The sequence below is a fragment of the Bacteroides nordii genome (genome assembly GCF_019930665.1).
GTDB classification, from domain to species: domain Bacteria; phylum Bacteroidota; class Bacteroidia; order Bacteroidales; family Bacteroidaceae; genus Bacteroides; species Bacteroides nordii.
The window spans coordinates 3,773,579-3,793,870 of the sequence record NZ_CP082886.1 but is presented as its reverse complement, the minus strand read 5'-3'; the positions used below and the strand labels follow the sequence as shown (position 1 = coordinate 3,793,870).

Below are 20,292 nucleotides of genomic sequence, written 5' to 3'. Positions count from 1 at the left end.
GTAGATGTTTAACAACGTCCCTCATCGGGAAAGATAGACTTCCTTTGCTTGGTAGAGATCGTTCATCGGTGAAGGATAAATAACAGCATTAGACTGGTACACCTTCCTTATCTTTTAGATGTACCTTCTTGAAAGAGGATTTGTTTGTAAAATAGTATGTTAATACTATATACACTATCATTGCGGGGCTTCATCTTCCTCCGAAAGGGTGAGGGTAAAGGGTAGAGGAGATATACTGACACAACATATTCATTTTTGAATTCATAGTAGATCGAAATTCGTATGAATTCTGAAGAAGAAACAAGGGTTTTTGAGGTGGATAAAGTACGTGAAATTTATGGGCCAAATGTAATTGTAGAAATGATTTTCTTTTCCCCTGTAGAATGACTGCCTATTGATATTCTTTTGCAGTGGTTACTTTCTACAAAAAGCGTAAGCGGTTTATTTATATAATTTAGCCGTAATAGTATTTTGCCTTCTTTGTCTGCTGAAGCACTTTGATCCGGAAATATAGTTTTTCCCTCTTTTGTTAATTTCCCATCTTGGAAGGAATAACCTGTAAAACCTGTAAAATGCTGATCGTAATATATATACAGTTTAGAATAAGAATCGGGCATTAAAATATTAGGATTTTCTTTTGTTGTATAGAAAACACTAACTTCAACGAGTCCGCTCTCATCTTCAGTCTCTATATCTATGCTTTCCTTATTGCAGGATATGCATAATAAAAATAGGGTGGTCAATAGTAATAACAGCTGTTTCATAATTTCATCAAATAAAGCAAATTATTAATCTTGTTCTGTTATTTTGATTAAGGTGTAGAATTCTTCCTAACCTCGTTTGTTTACAAAGTTATAAAAAAAAATGAGTTTAGCTTTAGTTTGATAAAAATATTATTGTTTTAAATGAATATTCTCTGTTGTTTCTTAAATAAATCTGATGTCTAAAGTTTGCATTCTTCTTCATCCTCCGAAAGAACAACCGGGTTGGTTACTTTCTTAGATACCTCCTTAAATTCTTCTTTCTGTTGTTCTCTATATTGCCGTGGAGGCATATTATACTTCTGTGAGAATATCTTATAGAAAGTTCCGCGATTTATAAATCCCGATTTGTCCATGATTTCTTCTATTGACAAATTAGTAGTAAGCAATAGATTTTTCGCTATGGCCAATCGATATTCTTTGATGATATCGGCAGGAGTCTTTTCTGTAATCTCCTTCAGCTTTCGGTAAAAATGCCGGGTACTATACCCTAAGGAACTGCTTAAAAATTCAACAGACAATTCATCGTTGGTAATATTCTTATCAATCAATTGCATCATTTTCTCAAAAAACACCTTATTCTCTTTGTGTAAGAATTGCCCGTCGTCCAGCTTGAAAGTACTGAGTATTGAATTATAATACTCCTTCAATTCTTTTTCCCGCAGGATAAGCCGTTCTGCCAGTTTCATCAGATACTCCGCATTGAAAGGTTTGGTGACGTAGGCTTCTGCTCCGGACTCAATGCCCTTCATCTGATCGTTCACACTATTGAGCGCCGATAATAAGATTAATGGGATATGTGTAAGCAGCTTGTTCGATTTCACTCTTTTTGCGAATGATATTCCGTCTATATCCGGCATCATTACATCTGAGATAATCAGATCGGCAGATTTGAGTTCCAGTTGTTCTATCGCTTTTGTTGCATTATCGAATGAAAGCACATTGTATTTGCCTGCAAACAAATCGGAAATAAACCATAACATAGAAGGATCGTCATCGATAATGACTACCGTTTGTTTGGAAGGGTCATAAGTTGCCGGTATATTTTCTAATTCAACCGGTTTGTTATCTGCCTGTACAGGTGGTTCTGTGAGTATACTTTCTTCGGGAACAGAAGCTGTTGTAACAGCCAATGCCGGCAGAGTAACTTCAAAGGTGGTGATCTGACCGGGGATACTTGTTACCTGAATCTGCCCGTTCAGAAGGTTTACCATGCTATGGCAAATGGCGAGTCCCAATCCGTTTCGGGGGGAAATACCATTCTTGTTTTGCACTTCAAAATTGTCCAGTATCTTGTAGCGGTCGAATATCTTGGTTAGATTCTCCTTAGCAATTCCCTTCCCCGTATTTGAGATACGAATGCAAAGCTGTCCTTCTGCTATACGTTGTTCTACGATTATGCTTCCATTCTCCGGCGTATATTTGAAGGCATTGGACAATAGATTATTTACTATCTTATTGAAGCAACTGGCATCCGAATTCCAGTAAACATCTTCTTCTATTTTCAATTGATAGTTTATCTTTTGACTCTCGGCCAGTTCACAGAAAGATTCGGCTATGTCCTTCGTCTGTTCGGATATAGGGAGCTGTTTTATTTCAAGTGTTTTATTTCCGGTTTCCAAACGACGGAATTCTATTAACTCCAGAATCAATGCATTCAGCTTCTGAGCGTTCTGTAGAATCATCGTGGCATATTTGTGAACATAATTATCCGCTTCCGTATGTGATAATATCTTCTGGCAGGGACCATAGATCAAGGTTAACGGAGTGCAGAACTCATGAGTGACATTGGTAAAAAAACGAAGTTTAGACTCATACAATTCATTGCGTTGTTGGCGGTTCATTTGCTCGATCATGCGATCCCTTTTGTGCCGATACCGCTTAATTAACATGTAAATACACCCGGATACGAATCCGATAAATAGTATAAAGTAAATAGAGTAAGCAATAGTTGTTCTATACCAGGGAGGGATGATACGGATAATGAGGGATTGGGGCGTGCTTTCTTCTCCCGTGATATTGCTCCGGTATTTTACTAATAGCGTATACTGCCCGGGGGAGAGATTAGAAAAGACAGCTGTGGTAGAAAGTCCATTCTCTATCCAGTTTTCACTCAAACCGTCAATCTTGTAAGAGTAAGTGTAATTATTTCCATTGACATAGTCGATAGCTATGAATGACAGGCTGAAGAAGTTCTGGCTATAGTCCAGCTCGAGTACCTTCTGTTTGTTGTCTTCCCTGAAGAAATCATATATATCATATTCCTTGCCAAAGATAGACAAACGATTGAATTGCAGGGCAGGCATATATTCTATGGCAGTGGAGTTGTTCTCATTAATCGTTATAAAACCGTTCGTACCACCAAAGAAAAGAGTATTCGTACGTTTGTCTTTAAAATAAGCTCCGTCACTGAACTCCGTTACTTTCAGATCATTTCGCTGATGATAAGTCTGCACAGCATTGGTTTGGATATTAAATCTCACCAGACCTTGGTTGGTACTGATCCAAAGATTCTGTTCCCTGTCTTCAAGAATACCATGAATGGTGTTATTGAGAAAACCGTTGTTCTCATTATATATATAATAATCACCTTTATAAATGCGTGTCAGTCCGAAGCTTGTACCGAACCAATATCCCGCATCATTTTTCAGAATAGCAAAGATATCATTTACAGTCTGGCTTTTTATCGCCTGATCAAACAGATAGGTTTTCATTTGCCCCGTATGTGTATTGATCCGATAGGCTCCGTATCCGCGGTTGCCAAACCACATGACGGAATCACTTTCCTGGAAAGAGACAAAAAAGTAGTTGGATGCGCGTTTTCCTTTATCCAGGACAATTCTCTCCGCACGCTTCACAGCGAGGGAACTACCGGAACCGTTTAAGGACACTTTCACAATACCTTCTCCTACTGTGGCAATCCAGAGGGTACTATCGTTTTGTTCGCAGATAGAATGGACATACTTTACTGTTTTTCCTTCTGCCAGAACGGGGAACTGTTTTATTTTCCGGTCCGGATACGAATAGTAGTTTATACCGTTCTCGGTTCCTATCCAGAGTCTTTTCCAATGACTCGGAGCAAAACAATAGACAGAGTTGTCTGTAAGTGTACTGTTATTGGTCAGCAGTTGTTCTGTTTTGAGGCTTATATCCGTCTCTGCCTCCGGATGATAGTTGAACATGCGTAATATCCCATTTCCTTTCGTTCCGATCCATAGCGTTTGTTCATCATCAAGATAGAGTGCGCGAACCGGATTGTTTATCTGATAGGCCGGTGTATTTAGCAGTGTATTCTTTATCGAAAATGTATCGGCAAAATACATGTACAATCCTTGTCCGTCTGTACCTATCCAGATGATGTCCTGGAATTTATCTTTCAGCAGACAAAATATTCCGGTCCGGATATCGGTAGGTTGTATGATATACTTTATTTTCTGGTCGGGCTGATACTTCAGTTGGATCAGGCCGCTACTCTTAAATCCGATATAGTAATCATTCTGTTTCTTTATGATAGAGGATACTTCTCCACGTTGATGTATCTCGGACTCAAGGTCGACAATATAATATTTCTTTTGGCTGTTCAAGTCATATTCATAGAAAGCGTAAGTATTATCAATGAAGTAGAGCAGATTATTTTCGGCTGAAGCCCAGAGTAACTTCTCCGGGTGATTGAAATGATTGTGTGGTGAGAGTTTTATTTCGTCCTTCTCTTTTTCTATCGCATAACTTTGGTTGCTACCGTCTGATGAGAAAATCCAAAGAATGTCTGAACTGTCTGCAACTATTTGCAGGACATTCTCAAAAACAACCGTTCCTACATCTAACTTCCGGAACTCATTGTCGCGCCGGTTGAAATAATAGATGTTGCCGTCATCTTTGATGATATATACATCTCCCGCGGCACTTTTTGTCATTTTATTGATGTCTTTGAACTCCTTGAAGCTCTGAATTGTCTGCTGGTGAGAGTCGAAACGGTCAAGACCATAATTGGTCTGTATCCATAATACATCTTTTTCGGTCTCCATTATGTTGCCTATAATGTTGCCGGAGAAACCAATGCGGGAATTTGTAGGTTTGTACAGTCGTGGGGTAGTACCATCGAAAATGTTTAATCCGTCACAGGTTCCTATCCACATTAAGCCATTGTTATCCTGGCAAAGGGATAGAATTGCACTGTTTGACAACCCGTTCTGACTGGAATATTGCCGCAGGTTGTATGCGTTGATTTCACTCGTTATACTAAGTAGGAATAGTAGAAGTGAAAAGGTATAGTATAGATAGGAGGTTCTCATAAAATGTAGTTGTGTGTCACGATTAATATAAAGAGTTCCTGTACTTGCTGCAAAATTAAATAAAAAAGAGTGATAATGGCAGAAAGGGAATTTAAAAAGTATACGATTTTATGACATATATGTTTATTTCTCTGTCTTTCGGCTCTTTAAGTACACTAATGTCATAAAATTGTATACTGATAATCTAGTCTGAGCCATAGTTTTGTGACATCTGATTAGAATAACAATAGGGTATAGTATAAAGGGGTAAAAAAGATTGTTGCCGGGATAACAATTCTGTAATAAGGTGGGTATGATGATACCCCGTTTTTTTTAGATTTAATATACTGGTTTAATAACATGAAGAACATTCTTTTCTTTATCGGTCTTATTTCGCTGATAACTTGCCGACTTTCGGTACAAGAGTTAAAATCATCGGATTGCAATTGGTAGCGGATTTGCCATCAGCTTATTCGAAATAATGGATAGCAAACAGAAGAAATGAATTATTTAATGAATATCAATACTATTAATTAATAAAGTAAATATGAAGGCAGGATATTTTTTAGTAGGCTTGTTATGTGCTGCTTCTTTGGTAGGTTGTGTCCACAAAGAGCAGGTAAATATGAATCCTAATTTAGCCAGAGCGCAGGAAGCATTAGATTCTATCTATCAGTGTTATTCACGGCCGGGTGTTAATCTGTTGCGGGAGAATTACCCTTTTGATGAGCAAAGTAATGTTACTTATTTAGCATCCGAAGAGCAGGCAAATCTACCCAACCAGTATTCTTATCTTTGGCCTTACTCCGGCATGTTCTCTGCGGTAAATGCGATGTATGAGGCAAGTGGTAAAAAAGAATATAAGGAATTGTTGGATGAAAGGATTTTGCCCGGATTGGAAGAGTATTTTGATATAAAAAGAAAGCCTCACGCTTATTCATCTTATATTCGCACCTCTTCTCCTTCAGATCGGTTTTATGATGACAATGTATGGTTGGGTATTGACTTCACGGATATTTATCAAATGACCCAAGAGGCTGCATACCTTGAGAAAGCTCAGTTGATATGGAGATTTATCCAGAGTGGAATGGATGATCAGCTGGGTGGAGGTATCTACTGGTGCGAGCAGAAAAAAGAAGCTAAACATACGTGCTCCAATGCACCGGGATCTGTTTTGGCATTGAAACTTTTTAAAGCAACAAAAGATAGTATCTACTATACGCAGGGAAAAGAATTGTATGAATGGACGAAAGCCCATTTGCAGGACTCTACAGATTATCTCTATTTTGATAACATTCGTCTTGATGGTAAGATAGGAAGAGCGAAGTATGCATACAACAGCGGACAAATGATGCAGTCTGCCGCTTTACTTTATCAGTTGACCGGACAACTGGAGTATCTGGCTGATGCGCAGAATATTGCTAAAGAATGCTATAACTATTTCTTTATGGACTTTACACCTGCTACCGGTGAATCTTTCAAGCTACTGAAAAAAGGAGATATCTGGTTCAGTGCTGTCATGCTGAGAGGTTTCATCGAACTCTACCAACAGGATCAAAATAAAACGTATCTGGATGCATTTAATAAGAGCCTGGAATATGCCTGGAACAATGCCCGTGATGATAAGGGGTTGTTTAGCGTAGATTTGAGTGGAAACGACAAAGATGATAAAAAGTGGTTGCTGACACAGGCCGCTATGGTAGAAATGTATGGTCGGCTCGCTGGTATTAAAGAATTGATTAACTAAAATATAAAGACGAATGAAAAAGAAAAACATCAGTTTGTGTGCTATCACAGCCGCTCTATTTTTCGGAAACCATGCAAATGCAGCCGACTTTGTTGTGGCAAAAGACAATACAGTTGTAATCAACCAGGCATGTCTGGCGGCCGCTTATAAGAGTAACCGCCCGGAGATGAAGAAGCGATTGTTTACCTCTAAAGCGGTAGAGGCTGAAATTGTGCGGGTTAAGAAGTTGTTGACTAACCGGAAATTGTCCTGGATGTTTGAAAACTGTTTCCCAAATACGCTCGAAACGACTGTACATTACCGTACAACGGATGGTCAACCCGATACTTTTGTATATACGGGAGATATTCATGCCATGTGGTTGCGTGATTCCGGGGCACAGGTTTGGCCTTATATACAGTTGGTAAACAAAGATCCGGAACTGAAAAAAATGCTTGAAGGAGTCATTCGCCGTCAGTTTAAGTGTATCATTATTGATCCGTATGCAAATGCTTTCAATGATGGAGCGAAAGGTGGCGATTGGATGAGTGACCTGACGGATATGAAACCGGAACTCCATGAACGTAAATGGGAGATTGATTCTCTTTGTTATCCGCTTCGATTGGCCTATCAATACTGGAAAGAGACAGGAGATGCCAGCGTCTTTGATAACGAATGGATACAGGCCATCACCAATATTCTGAGAACATTTAAAGAGCAGCAGCGTAAGGATAAGGTGGATTATTACAAATTCCAGCGTAAAACGGAGCGTGCGCTCGACACGCTGAATAATAATGGGTTGGGAGCTCCTGTAAATCCGGTAGGATTGATAGTCTCTTCTTTCCGTCCGTCGGATGATGCTACAACACTGCAATTTCTTGTTCCGTCAAACTTCTTTGCCGTATCTTCACTTAGAAAAGCTGCAGAGATATTGACTGCGGTAAATCAGAGAACTGATCTGGCTCAGCAATGTACGGACCTTGCGCAGGAAGTGAAAGGTGCACTGAAGAAATATGCAACCTATAATCATCCCAAATACGGAACAATTTATGCTTTTGAAGTAGATGGTTTCGGAAATCAGCTGTTGATGGATGATGCGAATGTACCCAGTCTGATAGCTATGCCTTATCTGGGCGATATGGATGTGAATGATCCGATCTATCAGAATACGCGTCGTTTTGTATGGAGCAAAGACAATCCGTATTTCTTCAAAGGAAAAGCCGGAGAAGGTATCGGAGGTCCACATATCGGTTATGATATGATCTGGCCGATGAGTATTATGATGAAAGCTTTCACAAGCCAGAATGACGAAGAGATAAAGACTTGTGTGAAGATGCTTATGGATACGGATGCAGGTACAGGGTTTATGCATGAATCCTTCCATAAAGATGATCCTGCCAATTTTACCCGTGCCTGGTTTGCATGGCAAAATACACTGTTTGGTGAATTGATATTGAAATTGGTTAATGAGGGGAAAATTGATTTATTGAACAGTATACAATAATTTTCTCTTTGTACTATTTTACCTTTGATAAAGAGATAGAATATATAAACTGTTTTTTTACATAATTTCCTATCTCTTTATCATACTTTTGATTTATTGTGTTGAATAAGAAGCGTAATTAAAAGACTTTTTCCTGCTTCAACACATACAAATCAGCAAGTGCTCCTGTGATGGGCTGTTTGTCTGCATCCAGCATTACTATCCGGCCTTCTTCCACCTTATAATAAGATTTATCTCCTTCTTTGGAAGTCGTAGTCAATATATTGCCTTCTACTATGAAAGTACCTGCTTCATCAAATTCCGCATCTTTTCTTTCCTGGTAAATATATTTCTGTGTATACGTATGATCCTTGTTGAAAACCAAAGTAACATCTATCCCCGGACAGTCAGCTGCGGGAATTGTTCCTTTATACTCTCCAAAATAATCAAGTGAGGTTTCTGCATTGTGCATATCTGCTACCTGTGTAGTATCTGCACTCATACTGTCGGCATTGTTTGTTTTTTTACTGTTTGTACACCCTGTCATAATAAAAGCACAGAGTATTGCTGCAAAATAAAACTTCTTTCCCATACTGATTGTTATTTTTATTAAATGAACAACAAAGGTACAACTAAAAAGTTTAACTTTGCTCTAAACTAATATCAATCGTAAATCCTCATTTGTGATTTGCCAATTATCATTTATCAATCGTAAATCGTAAATTATTAAATCGTAAATCCTCCATTTATGCTTATACTTTTATCCTGCGCCAAAACCATGAGTGATGTTTCAAAAGTGAAAGTCCCTTTTACTACTATACCTTGTTTTCAGAAAGAAGCGGCAGAAATTGCTTTAGAGATGTCGCAGTTTTCTGTAGAAGAGTTAGAGCATTTGTTGCGTGTGAATCCTAAGATTGCTGTCGAGAATTACAAACGTTATCAGGCTTTTCATTCAGAGGATACTCGTGCGCTTCCGGCCCTGCTTGCCTATACAGGTATTGTTTTTAAGCGGTTGAATCCGAAAGATTTTTCAGACGACGATTTTCGCTATGCACAGGAACATCTTCGGTTCACTTCATTTTGCTACGGTTTACTTCGTCCGTTAGATCTAATCCGTTTGTATCGTCTTGAAGGAGATGTAAGACTCCCTGAGCAAGGTGGTAAAACTCTGTTTTCTTATTGGCAGTCCCGGCTTACCGATTCATTTCTTAAAGAGATCAAAGCCACCGGAGGCGTGCTATGTAATCTGGCAAGTGATGAAATGCGTGGTTTGTTTGACTGGAAGCGTATAGAACAGGAAGTGACGATTGTTACCCCCGAATTTCATGTATGGAAGAATGGCAAACTTTCTACTATTGTAGTTTACACCAAAATGTCTCGTGGGGAGATGACACGTTTTATTCTGAAAAACCGGATAGAATCTCCGCAGGATTTGAAAGCTTTTCACTGGGAGGGATTTGAGTTTAATGAACGATTATCAAACGAAAAGAAATTAATATTCACTAATGGAGCAACAGAATAAGATGAGTGAAGTAGACAAAATGCGTAATGGGCAACTGGCTGATATGTCTGTGCCGGAAATGCAGGTACGTTTTGAGAAAGCTAAAAAGTTATTGGCCCGTATGCGTGGGTTGAGTACTTATGACGAGGAATATCGTCCCTTGCTCGAGGAACTGATACCGGATATCCCTGTTACATCTGTTATTTGCCCGCCTTTTCACTGTGATCACGGTGATGGTATCCGGCTAGGCGAATATGTATTTGTCAATGCTAACTGTACTTTTCTGGATGGTGGATATATAACGATCGGAGCCCATACATTGGTGGGCCCTTGTGTGCAGATTTATACCCCTCATCATCCGGTGGATTATATAGAACGGCGTGAACCGAAAGAATATGCTTATCCGGTCACGATCGGTAAAGATTGCTGGATTGGTGGTGGCGCTGTTATCTGTCCCGGAGTGACGATTGGAGATCGTTGTATCATTGGAGCAGGGAGTGTAGTAACTAAAGATATACCGGCTGATAGTGTTGCGGTGGGCAATCCGGCACGGGTTGTAAAGAAAGTAAAATAGCCGGGCAACTTATCAGATTGTAAGAAATAAGAGAGGTGAAAAGGTGATTTATTATCTTTCCATCTCTTTTTGTGTATATTAGTGCAATCTTTTGAGAAAATACTTCAATTTCTTCTATAAAAAAAGAGGTTAATTTGTAATCGTTAATCTATCATTAATATATAAAGACGAATGCAATGGGAAAGACACTACTTCTTTTTAAATCTCTTTTGATGAGCGTGTGCACGCTCACACTGACCACTCAGGCACAAAGTTTATCTGATGTAACCAATATCAATGTAGACGAATGCTATATTTATGATTCATTTTTATCAGCGGACTGGGGAAATGAGTCCATGGCGCCCGGCAACGGAAGTACTGCGAATGATTATTGGGCTAAAAGTTGGATTACAGGAACCCGCAAGGTCTACAAGGGGGCAGAGGTGGCAAATATTGGTGGAACTGAACTTGAATATATAGTGAAACAAGTGCGTCCAGGAAATTATAATAGCTCTATCGGCATGCTGAATATGAAAAATTTATATAGAGCCGATGCATCGGAAGTATTTAGAGAATCTCATATAACCAGTAGTTTGATTTTACCGGAATTGCCCAGTGTCGGTAAGGTGGCCCTGTTTCTGTTGAAACCTTATAAATCAGGCGTATCAGATGGCATTGCACTCGATAAAAAAAACGCGGATGGTTCCTGGACAGAGGTGATACAGGTGAAACACCCTTCGGCAGATGGCTGGGTCTATCTGCATTATATTAATAAAGAAGCTATTATCTCTCAGGTTCCGGTGACGTATCGGATTCGTTCTTATTCATATAACTCAAGAACCGCAGAAGGGTATGGCCCTATTTTGGGAGGCCTGATTGTTCAGAAATATCTGGAGAATGACAATTATACCAAACCGCTTACCCGGCCTTATTATCCGTTAGGAAATAACTCATCTACTTTGTCGAATGCCAAAAAACTGGTAGATACTTATACGGAAGCTGAATGGTTGGGATTAGTTCCCACACAAGCTCCCCGTAGTTTGCAGCATAGTCCGGCTTCTGTTAATAGTACGGATTGGACATGGGATCCCGCCCAGCCGGATCAAATAACCTGTAAGGCTACCGGTACTGTGTTTCCAAACAGTAATTATACGGTTTTATATGCCAATGCAGAGGTTATGACCGGAAAGATCATTAAAGTCCCGTATTATAAAACGTCCAAAGGCAACACCTATGTACAGGCTCAGATTGATTATGGAAAAACAGCTTTTATGACCAAGAACTTACCCATTTTGGGAGCCGCCTACCAACTGACAAAAGATGAAAAGTATGCCCGTTATGTGGCTTTGGCTTTAGACAAGTGGGCAAATGCGGTGCCTGATTTCTTTATGACCGAAGGTTGGAATAAAGACCGGATTGTGAATAAGAGTGACCTTTCGAAATATCAGAACGTACAACGTGCTTCGGATCATAACGGGTTGACTCATGAATTTCATGAGGGAGAACTACTATCGTTTGATCGTATTTATGAAAGTCAGGCGCTAAAGGAGCTTTCGGCAGAGAGAGGCTACGATGTACGCCGGCATATTGTTGATGATCTGTTCCTTAATATAGGATTATGGGTGATTGACCAGCCGATGTCTACTCATCAATCTACCAATCTGGTGGGACATATTGGTGTACTGATTCAGGTGGCTGCTATTATTGAAGACGAAGTAATGAAAGAAAAAATCATTGATTTTGTCGATCGTTATTATACGTTGTGTATTGCAAACAACTTCAAGCGTGACGGTATGTATCCTGAGTCCTTCTCTTACCACAGAGGATATGCCGATGAGAACTATGCAAACGTTAAGCTGTTGGAAGATTATTTCAGTATGTTTGAACCGAAAACTGACGCGATGCGCCGTATTGCTGCAAAATCCCTTACACGTAAGGAGTTTACTCAGCGTACGACGTTGGTTCATAAACAGGTTGGATTTCCGAATGGAGATATGGCTCCGTTTGATGATACCACGGCCGGATACAGTGATAAGCGAACTTCTACCAAATCTTATTTATTGCCAGCTTACTATCATGCCATGTTGGGAGCAGGTACGGGCGATCAGCAGATTCAATCGAATATCGGAGCGAATGATAAAGCCAATCATGTGGGCAATAGTGTGATGTCTATGACCCTTTATGCCAATGGAGAAGAGCAGATTGGTGATATCCGTTACTCCCGGCTTCCAGGACGCGATTATACGAATAGTGTGACGGCTCATAACCTGGTTGCCGTTGACGAAGAACTGACCCAGTATTTTACATCAGGCCGCCAGGTTCTTGGCAATAGTGGACACGTATTTACAAATGGTTACTTCACCTTGTTTGAACCGGGGCTCGATGGGGTTGCTGCAACAGAGGTTTATAGTAAAACGATCCGTCCGGGAAAAGTAGAACGTTATCAGCGTATTCATGTTTTGAATACGATTGATCCGTCTCGTCCTTATCTGCTCGACTTATTTGTGGTAAAGGGAGGAACGAAGCACGACTACCTGTTACACGGCTCTACACAGTATGATCAGACGATTGAAACCAGCCTGTCTATGACGAAAATTAACAGCCAATACCCACTCTTGCCAACCGGAGTAACCTATAAAGATCCGGTGGTAGAAGGTGATAAAACAAACTGGTATGGTGCTTTTCGTGAAATGTCAAAAGCGCAATCTCCCGGAGAATGGAACGTGACTTATGTACAGGATGCCTCCAGAGGTGTTAAGATTTTTGCTGTGGATGATGCCCGGTCTACGGTATATTTAGGTAAGTCGCCTAATTCCTATCGTCGTGCTACCGGAACAACGATGTATGAATATTGGCGTCCGGCTTTGGTGGAACGCCGCACCGGAAACAGCGGTATGCGTAGTTTGTTTACCCATGTGATGGAGGCGTATAATGGTGGTTCTAAGATTGTTTCGGTAAAACAAGTTCCGTTAAATCAGAATAGTGAAGAATATGTGGGAGTGTCTGTCACCTTTACCGATGGTCGTGAAGATGTGATTCTTGTGAATCTGAACAATGCGCTGATTACAGGTATTGATCCGGCTGAGAAAATATCGACAGCCGATGGGCGCTATGCAATGGAAGGTAAGATAGCTGTTTTTTCAAAGAGTAAAGACGCAGAGAAGGCGAAGAGTATTTTGATTAACGGTTCCCAGTTATCCGTAGGAGAAGAATCGGTAGAAATAGAGAACTACAAATATTCCGGAACTATCACCTCTACTGTACGCAAGGAAGACGGCGCTTCCTGCAATGCTTTTGTTACCGATGCTATGATTCCTGCCGGTGATGAGTTAAAGGGGCGCTGGATGTCGGTTAAATTTGGATCTTATAAAGTGATTAACCCACCTTCGGGTGCTGTGAAAACACAGGAAGATATGAATGAATTGTTTCAAATAGACCATATAGAGCAGGTGGGCGGCCAAACTTATATTGTAACCGCCGAAGACCATTGTTTGAAGGTGGATGGTGCAATGGCTGAGGAGATAATGCGTCCGCAACGTCAGTTTACAGGGGCTACGACATTTACAATCTTAAAGAGCCAGTCCGGCCTGTTTGGAGGAGGTACAGGATTGTCTGCCGTGCCCGCCGAGAAGAACGTACAAATCTATCCGAATCCGGTAAAAGATGTCCTGCATGTGCGTGCCGATCAGGAAATTAAGCGTGTGATCATCTATTCACTGACCGGTTTTGCTGTGCGTGAACTTTTGTTTGCGGGACAAACAGAAGTTACTGTTCAGGCAATGGATCTGGCAGAGGGCAACTATATTGTGACAATTGAGTTACAGGATGGTTCTGTAAAAAATGAACGGCTGATGATTACGCGTTAGCTTCTTAATTAATAAGTTGTTATAAGAGGGCCAAAAGTAGAATTCGCTATTATTAAAACGCAGGTTAACGCTAATTTACGCAGATTTAATTTAATTTTTGCGTAACTTAGCGTTAATCTGCGTTTCTAAATTTATATATTAATAGCTTTCTCAGTTTTTTGACACCTTCTTGTTATTTATACTGTTTTTGAATAAGAGTAGTCGTATGTTATATGATTAAATCTTCTGCAAAACCTTGCATATGATTGTAAATCTTGCTAATATTGCATGTAGACTTCTCTGGTGAGTTGAATATAAACAGACTCTTATAATCTATTTTTATCATATCATAGAACTATGACTAACCAAAATCTGATAGCGCAATGCAATGAGGCAGTCATTCATTTTGCGGACGAATGTATAAAATGGCAGGAACAAATAGAAGTACTTTCTTCTACTATGGACGAATCTCTTGCAGTTCCATTGGGAAAGAAACTGTGTGCTTTGTCTGCATCCCGGGAAGAAATGGATATTTACCGTCGGATGTTTGCTGCCAACGAAGAGTGTAGTCCTATGAATGTCGGAGAGATATGCAGAAAATACATTAATGATTATAATAGTGATAAGAATCACAAAAAATATCATAATATGTATCGGAAAAAAGACGCTCGCGAAGTAAGAACAAGAAGGTTGAATCAGATTCTGATAGCTCCGGATATAGAGACACCCGAACAAAAACGAGAAGCCTGGACTTTGTATAATTATTCGCCTTTATTTAGGTTGGTATTTACGCAAATACTGGATAATGCTGTTAAATATAGTATGCCAAACACTACTATTGATATGCAGATGGAAGTGCATGATGAATATAAACAGATTACTTTTTCTAATTTTGGCCCCCGGCTGGAAGAGGACGAAGCAAAGCGTGTTTTAGAACATGAATATCGTGGGATTAATGCTCAGTATTTGACAACTGAAGGACATGGATTGGGGTTAAGCATAGTGAAAGAAATAGCCGATTCGCAGGAGGTACAGGTAATAGTGGAAAGCGGTGAAGAAGCCAGCAACAGTTACGATAATGTACCTTATGAACTTTTTTCGATTATCTTAGTGTTCCCTCATCGTGATACCCCTGCTTCAGCTCCTGCATTTCTGCAGGATATTTCAGATAATACAGCGATAGGTATCTATCTTCATGAAATGAATCGTGTGATACGTACCTGCTATCGGAAATTATCGGATATCTGCAATTGGGCTACTTCTAACCGTCAGGAATTGCCCGAAGAGATGTTTTTTATATGCAATTGTATGCGGGTCTCCTATTTGCATATGCAGGCATTATTTTTTTATATTGATTATCTTCTGCTGCCACCAGACATGTGTGTGTATGGCAATCCGTTGGAAAAGACGGTTTCGCTGGATACAATTCTGAATAATATATGTGTGGCCTATCGGGATGAGCTAGAATATGATAAAGACTTTTTGCCTTCTTTTTCTTTTCCGGCCAAAGAACTTCTTTTATATATTTATTTGAATGGCATTGTATATCATTTGTTGGAACATCGTAAGGTGAAAGAAGAAAAGTTGGAAATGAATATTGATATTGAAACAAGTTCTGTTGTTTTCCGGGTGAAAAGTGGCTTTAATGATTTAGGAAGGAATGAAAAGCCCGTTTCTCTGGCAGAAATGGAACATCTGGACTGTCATAGATGGGGCTTTTATAATTCCATATTGCAAAACACAACAAGCGGATTTACATCAGTTATTAATAAAACAGTAATCTTGTATATAAAATAGATATGAAAAATTTCTTAAAGGAAGTTCTGAAAACAACGCTTAGCACTTATTTTGCATCTGTTGTCACAGGTGTAGGTGGTGTGTCATCTTTGATTGCATTATTTCATGATGTATCAGGATATTATGTTATCTATTTATGTGCTTTATTGCTATTTCTTAGTGGGTATTGCTTTTATTTGTCAAAGCAGAATAAGGCAAATACAAAGCGGGAGGAGACTAATATCAAAGTAACCAAATGTTCTTCTGTAACTTCTTTAAAAGAGAGAACATTCAATATTCTTGCTATTGATGACCAATATAAAACGCGGCAGTATTTGAAAGAAAATTTTCAGAGCGAATGCCTCACAGTGATAGAAGCTATTCCTACCCCTTTGTTTGCTGAGGGGTTTGATATTATTATATCCGATTTGATAGGTGCCGGTCCCGGTAAAAAAGAGAATGCAACGCAAATATTACAGGGAATACGAAAACGTTATCCTTATAAATATCTGATAATCATGTCGTCTGAACCGTTGCTTCTTGTAGAAGTTGCCCAATGGGCGGATGCAACTATAACAAAGACTGAGACGGACAGTTTGTATGAGAAACTTTCAGTTGCATTGCTAAAAGCAAAGGAAGAGTTATCCAACCCCCAAAAGCGTTGGGAGAATCTAAAGGTACAGGGAGCGATTTTGCAGGACTCCTATAATAAAGAAGAGGAATATAGTCTATTTCTTGCTTCACATCACCCTTCTACCCTAATTAAATGATACCATCATTGAAACGCAAATGATCGCAGATTAAATGGCTGTGCTATACGTAAGCTATGATACTCTTTGCGTGAATCTGCGAGTTTCTGCGTTTCAACAATTAAAACTCAGTGAAACTCTTTGGTGAGTCTTATTTTACTTTTTTCTTTCTTCCTCCACTCTCTTTTTCCATCTTTGAAATGATTTCATGAGGGCATCTTCGTGTTTGTCTTCAATGTGATATTTATCCATAAATAGTAACAGTGATTTTTTATACATGATTCCGTTACGGAATTTATTTTTCAGCATGATACTGTGTAACTCAGTCTTCAGCATTGTTTCTATTTCCTCTTCGATGATGATGACACTGTTGTGCCCCAGGTAATTGTATGTTTCGGGTTCTTTCCCATATCTTGGGGCGGGGATTATGAGAGTCAGATTCCCGGTTTCCCGCCATGATACGTCTCGTGGACGTTTAACTGTGAGGTTTTTGATGACATGATACAAGTTTTCGATACTTTTTAACCTGATAGCATTGAGCTCCGTGACTACGCTGTTTTGATAGCGTACATACATGTAAGCCGCCAGATAGGGCTTTACATAGATGGTTGTTGTGACCATTTTGATTAGATTTTATGTAACAATTCTTTTATCTTCATGGCCGTCTTCGACGGTTGAATTCAGTGCCATTGTGTTGAGAAAAAATCAACACTTTTTGGAGCTTTTTGGCACTTCTGTAAGAAGTTGTATATCAAATGGTTACAAGGTCTATTTCTTTCTCGTAGAGAAATATTGTTTTTCTCTACGAGGAACGGGGCTTTTCTCTACGAGGAATCGATTAAATCTCGTAGAGAAATATGTGCTTTCATAAAATCCAAACCACAAAAGTAAAATAAAATCTATTTCATGTATTTTCTTGTTTTTGATTGGTTTAGTTGTTTTGTAATAAAATATGAGTGTGTGGTTGCGTGTTGGTTTATATCGTACATATGTATGAACGAATGTTGGTAAATGAGATGGTTTTTCTCGTTTAATCTATTAACTAAATTTAAACAAGAGGATTTGAAATGGGAGTGAACTCATTTAGCTGGGAAAGTATATTTTCTATTTATACTTGTTGTCAGAAAAATGCGAGTATTTGGAGTGTTTTTCGGAATATTATTATCAGTACAAAGTAAGAGTGAAATAGGGGATTCTTAATTGTTGATTAATAGTCGTTTGATATTATTCTTTTATTTGAATAGTGTTTCAATAAACGTTCGTTTATTGGCACAAAAATATGTCCTTTTTTTTAATGTACAAAATATTTTTCAATAAAAATGATCTGATCATATCTTAACCTGAATGTATCTTATTGATTCATAGTAAATTGTGTGTATATACATAAGAATAATTAGTTTATTATTAATTTAACCTGAATAGGAATAAAGGTCTTTCTAAAATAGTGTGCCAATAAACGAACGTCTATTGAAACGCTGTTTGGTGTTAAATATCTTGTTTATAGTTATTTATGTGCTAATAAGTATAAAATAGTGCATAATACATATCTCCCCTCTTTATGTTTTGTCTCCTGTGATAGGGAAACTATTGAGGGCTAGTGTATTTTAAGAATTGATAATCCATTTTATACACGTTTGACCGGAAGGAGTTTTATTACCCCGGTGTCCCCAAAGAATATCCAATTGTGAACAAATCCACAGACATCTGTTGGTATCCACTTCGTGTCACTTATAGTCGTGAGCTACAGTTGAAAGAAGTACTTGATGCCGAGCGTATAGAGAATTTCATTCCGATGCATTATGAATACGTGAAACAGGGAGAACGTAAGATACGAAAATTGGTTCCTGTTGTACATAACCTTGTGTTTGTTCACAGTTCCTTTGTTTGTATTGATCGTATCAAACGCTCTCTTGGTTCTTCTTTATCTGTACGCTATATCATTGATCGTGAAACGAATCGTCCACTTATTGTTCCGGATTCGCAGATGCGCAGTTTTATTGCAGTTTCTGGTAATTACGATGAACAGATTGTTTACCTTGATCCTGCCCTTACCTCTTTACGGAAAGGGGATCGTGTACGTATTGTCGGTGGTATTTTCGAAGGGGTGGAAGGAGTTGTTATCCGTGTAAAAGGCGATCGCCGTGTCTCTGTTTGTATCAAAGGCATTATGGCTGTGGCTACTGCATATATTCATCCTTCTTTGATAGAACTAATTCCCGATACTATTTGTGAATAAAAGAAATTGATTCGTTCCGTATTTTCTTATCAATTGTCACCTGTATAAATAACTAAACTGTAAATCTATCTATATGTTGTCTTTTCAATCACAAGTTGATACGTTGTACCGTACGACCCGTGACCTTCTTAACATGGGTTTTGACGGGACTCCTCTTTATTCCAATGAATTTTGTGCGCTTAATACAGAAGTATACCGTCAAGCTGAGGCTCTATTTGTATTGAGAGGTTCCAACATTGAAGAGGAAGCGCAACGCTGTTATGTTTTATTGACTGCTTATCATGCAACTATCTACGATCATGGTAATAAGAATCTGAAAATTCAGTCCTTACTTGATCGTAGTTGGCAATTGTTCGAACAACTCCCTGCTTCCTTGCTGAAGTGCCAGCTTTTAGTGGCCTGTTATAGCGAAGTTTTTGATGAAGATTTAGCTCAGGAAGCACATGCTATTATGAATAGTTGGACCGGACGTGAATGGACTAAGGCGGAATGTGAAGTTTCCGATTATTTGGATAGTCTGGAAACTAATCCTTGGCCTGATTGGGAAATTGTAGAATGAGTCATATTGTAATTTTATGGAATTGTTTAATAGCTAATTTATGAGAATAAAATTTCTGAATAATTGTTTGCTGTGTCTGTTGACGTTTTTGGTATCTTGTTCTGCTCCCAAAGAGGTGCTTTACTTGCAGGATATAACTTCTTTAAAGGAAGAAAATATTGATAAGAATTATGAAGTTATCATTCATAAGGATGATTTGTTGGCTATTCTAGTGAACAGTAAGGATCCTGAGTTGGCTTTGCCTTTTAATATGCCTTTAGTAAGTTATCAGATTGGGAGTCAAAATCCCGGTCAACAACGTCTTTTGGGTTATCTTGTCGATCAGAACGGTGATATCGACTTTCCAATCTTAGGACGGCTTCATGTGGAGGGACTGACCCGTATGCAGGTTACCGAACTGATCAAACAAAAACTCATCAGTGAAGATTTGATCAAAGATCCTATTGTCACTGTCCAGTTCTTGAACTTTAAAGTATCTGTGATGGGTGAAGTAGCCCGTCCCGGTACATTCGATATTTCCGGTGACCGGATAACTCTGTTGGAAGCGTTGAGTATGGCAGGCGATTTGACTATTTATGGCCGTCGTGACCGCGTAGCCGTTATTCGCGAAAAAGATGGTAAACGCCGTATTCTGTATCACGACCTTCGTTCTTCTGATATTTTTCAATCACCCTGCTACTACCTACAACAGAATGATATCGTGTACGTGGAGCCTAATAAAGCCAAGACTGGCCAGAGTCGTATTAACTCCAATAATTCGGTGGGTGTTTGGTTGTCTGCCGTTTCGGTATTGGCGTCTATCACTTCTTTGATGGTAACTATGTTTAAATAA

At 39.1% G+C, this 20,292-nt stretch carries 14 protein-coding genes; 10 read left to right on the top strand and 4 right to left on the bottom strand.

The genetic code is table 11. The features are described 5' to 3' along the window. Window positions 1-335: 335 nt before the first annotated feature. Together K8P02_RS15060 and K8P02_RS15055 are read right to left on the bottom strand one after the other, a co-directional pair. Complete coding sequence (locus K8P02_RS15060) at window positions 336-764, bottom strand: hypothetical protein (RefSeq protein WP_025867901.1); 429 nt, start codon at window positions 762-764, stop codon at window positions 336-338. A 179-nt stretch (window positions 765-943) separates the two neighbouring features. Next, a complete protein-coding gene (locus tag K8P02_RS15055) occupies window positions 944-5,053 on the bottom strand; it encodes a two-component regulator propeller domain-containing protein (protein WP_223381492.1) in 4,110 nt (1,369 codons plus the stop codon). Between the two features lie 526 nt (window positions 5,054-5,579). Between K8P02_RS15055 and K8P02_RS15050 the strand changes: the two genes are divergently transcribed. Continuing rightward, window positions 5,580-6,779 carry a glycoside hydrolase family 76 protein gene (locus K8P02_RS15050; RefSeq protein WP_025867902.1) on the top strand — a complete coding sequence of 400 codons (1,200 nt, stop codon included), beginning with the start codon at window positions 5,580-5,582 and terminating at the stop codon, window positions 6,777-6,779. A gap of 13 nt (window positions 6,780-6,792) precedes the next feature. After that, window positions 6,793-8,262, top strand: coding sequence for a glycoside hydrolase family 125 protein (locus tag K8P02_RS15045; RefSeq protein ID WP_025867903.1), 1,470 nt, complete (start codon window positions 6,793-6,795; stop codon window positions 8,260-8,262). Window positions 8,263-8,380: 118 nt separating this feature from the next. Here the strand turns inward: K8P02_RS15045 and K8P02_RS15040 are convergent, their stop codons facing one another. Then, window positions 8,381-8,833, bottom strand: coding sequence for a copper resistance protein NlpE (locus K8P02_RS15040; RefSeq protein ID WP_025867904.1), 453 nt, complete (start codon window positions 8,831-8,833; stop codon window positions 8,381-8,383). 156 nt (window positions 8,834-8,989) lie between these two features. Between K8P02_RS15040 and yaaA the strand changes: the two genes are divergently transcribed. From yaaA to K8P02_RS15015, 5 genes are all read left to right on the top strand, one after another. Beyond that, entirely contained in the window at window positions 8,990-9,763 is a 774-nt protein-coding gene (gene yaaA / locus K8P02_RS15035) for a peroxide stress protein YaaA (RefSeq protein WP_025867905.1), read from the top strand. A gap of 1 nt (window position 9,764) precedes the next feature. Next, on the top strand, window positions 9,765-10,316 hold the full coding sequence (locus K8P02_RS15030) for a sugar O-acetyltransferase (RefSeq protein WP_025867906.1): 552 nt from the start codon (window positions 9,765-9,767) through the stop codon (window positions 10,314-10,316). Window positions 10,317-10,492: 176 nt separating this feature from the next. Further along, on the top strand, window positions 10,493-14,161 hold the full coding sequence (locus K8P02_RS15025; RefSeq protein ID WP_195450006.1) for a T9SS type A sorting domain-containing protein: 3,669 nt from the start codon (window positions 10,493-10,495) through the stop codon (window positions 14,159-14,161). A gap of 336 nt (window positions 14,162-14,497) precedes the next feature. Next, window positions 14,498-15,937: a sensor histidine kinase gene (locus K8P02_RS15020; RefSeq protein WP_025867907.1), complete on the top strand. Its 1,440-nt coding sequence runs from the start codon at window positions 14,498-14,500 to the stop codon at window positions 15,935-15,937. 2 nt (window positions 15,938-15,939) lie between these two features. Further along, window positions 15,940-16,686: a response regulator gene (locus K8P02_RS15015; protein WP_025867908.1), complete on the top strand. Its 747-nt coding sequence runs from the start codon at window positions 15,940-15,942 to the stop codon at window positions 16,684-16,686. Window positions 16,687-16,821: 135 nt separating this feature from the next. Here the strand turns inward: K8P02_RS15015 and K8P02_RS15010 are convergent, their stop codons facing one another. Continuing rightward, window positions 16,822-17,286 (bottom strand): hypothetical protein, encoded by a 465-nt coding sequence (locus K8P02_RS15010; RefSeq protein WP_025867909.1) that lies wholly within the window; start codon window positions 17,284-17,286, stop codon window positions 16,822-16,824. A 1,063-nt stretch (window positions 17,287-18,349) separates the two neighbouring features. Between K8P02_RS15010 and K8P02_RS15005 the strand changes: the two genes are divergently transcribed. The 3 genes from K8P02_RS15005 (at window position 18,350) to K8P02_RS14995 (ending at window position 20,292) form a co-directional block, all read left to right on the top strand. Next, a complete protein-coding gene (locus K8P02_RS15005; RefSeq protein ID WP_025867910.1) occupies window positions 18,350-18,901 on the top strand; it encodes a UpxY family transcription antiterminator in 552 nt (183 codons plus the stop codon). A gap of 73 nt (window positions 18,902-18,974) precedes the next feature. Next, window positions 18,975-19,460 carry a UpxZ family transcription anti-terminator antagonist gene (locus K8P02_RS15000; protein ID WP_025867911.1) on the top strand — a complete coding sequence of 162 codons (486 nt, stop codon included), beginning with the start codon at window positions 18,975-18,977 and terminating at the stop codon, window positions 19,458-19,460. A gap of 40 nt (window positions 19,461-19,500) precedes the next feature. Continuing rightward, a complete protein-coding gene (locus K8P02_RS14995; protein ID WP_025867912.1) occupies window positions 19,501-20,292 on the top strand; it encodes a polysaccharide biosynthesis/export family protein in 792 nt (263 codons plus the stop codon).

Excerpts from the sequence above, each read along its gene's own strand:
- K8P02_RS15060 (WP_025867901.1), bottom strand. The coding sequence starts at position 764 with ATGAAACAGCTGTTATTACTATTGACCACCCTATTTTTATTATGCATA.
- K8P02_RS15055 (WP_223381492.1), bottom strand. The coding sequence starts at position 5,053 with ATGAGAACCTCCTATCTATACTATACCTTTTCACTTCTACTATTCCTA.
- K8P02_RS15050 (WP_025867902.1), top strand. The coding sequence starts at position 5,580 with ATGAAGGCAGGATATTTTTTAGTAGGCTTGTTATGTGCTGCTTCTTTG.
- K8P02_RS15045 (WP_025867903.1), top strand. The coding sequence starts at position 6,793 with ATGAAAAAGAAAAACATCAGTTTGTGTGCTATCACAGCCGCTCTATTT.
- K8P02_RS15040 (WP_025867904.1), bottom strand. The coding sequence starts at position 8,833 with ATGGGAAAGAAGTTTTATTTTGCAGCAATACTCTGTGCTTTTATTATG.
- yaaA (WP_025867905.1), top strand. The coding sequence starts at position 8,990 with ATGCTTATACTTTTATCCTGCGCCAAAACCATGAGTGATGTTTCAAAA.
- K8P02_RS15030 (WP_025867906.1), top strand. The coding sequence starts at position 9,765 with ATGAGTGAAGTAGACAAAATGCGTAATGGGCAACTGGCTGATATGTCT.
- K8P02_RS15025 (WP_195450006.1), top strand. The coding sequence starts at position 10,493 with ATGGGAAAGACACTACTTCTTTTTAAATCTCTTTTGATGAGCGTGTGC.
- K8P02_RS15020 (WP_025867907.1), top strand. The coding sequence starts at position 14,498 with ATGACTAACCAAAATCTGATAGCGCAATGCAATGAGGCAGTCATTCAT.
- K8P02_RS15015 (WP_025867908.1), top strand. The coding sequence starts at position 15,940 with ATGAAAAATTTCTTAAAGGAAGTTCTGAAAACAACGCTTAGCACTTAT.
- K8P02_RS15010 (WP_025867909.1), bottom strand. The coding sequence starts at position 17,286 with ATGGTCACAACAACCATCTATGTAAAGCCCTATCTGGCGGCTTACATG.
- K8P02_RS15000 (WP_025867911.1), top strand. The coding sequence starts at position 18,975 with ATGTTGTCTTTTCAATCACAAGTTGATACGTTGTACCGTACGACCCGT.
- K8P02_RS14995 (WP_025867912.1), top strand. The coding sequence starts at position 19,501 with ATGAGAATAAAATTTCTGAATAATTGTTTGCTGTGTCTGTTGACGTTT.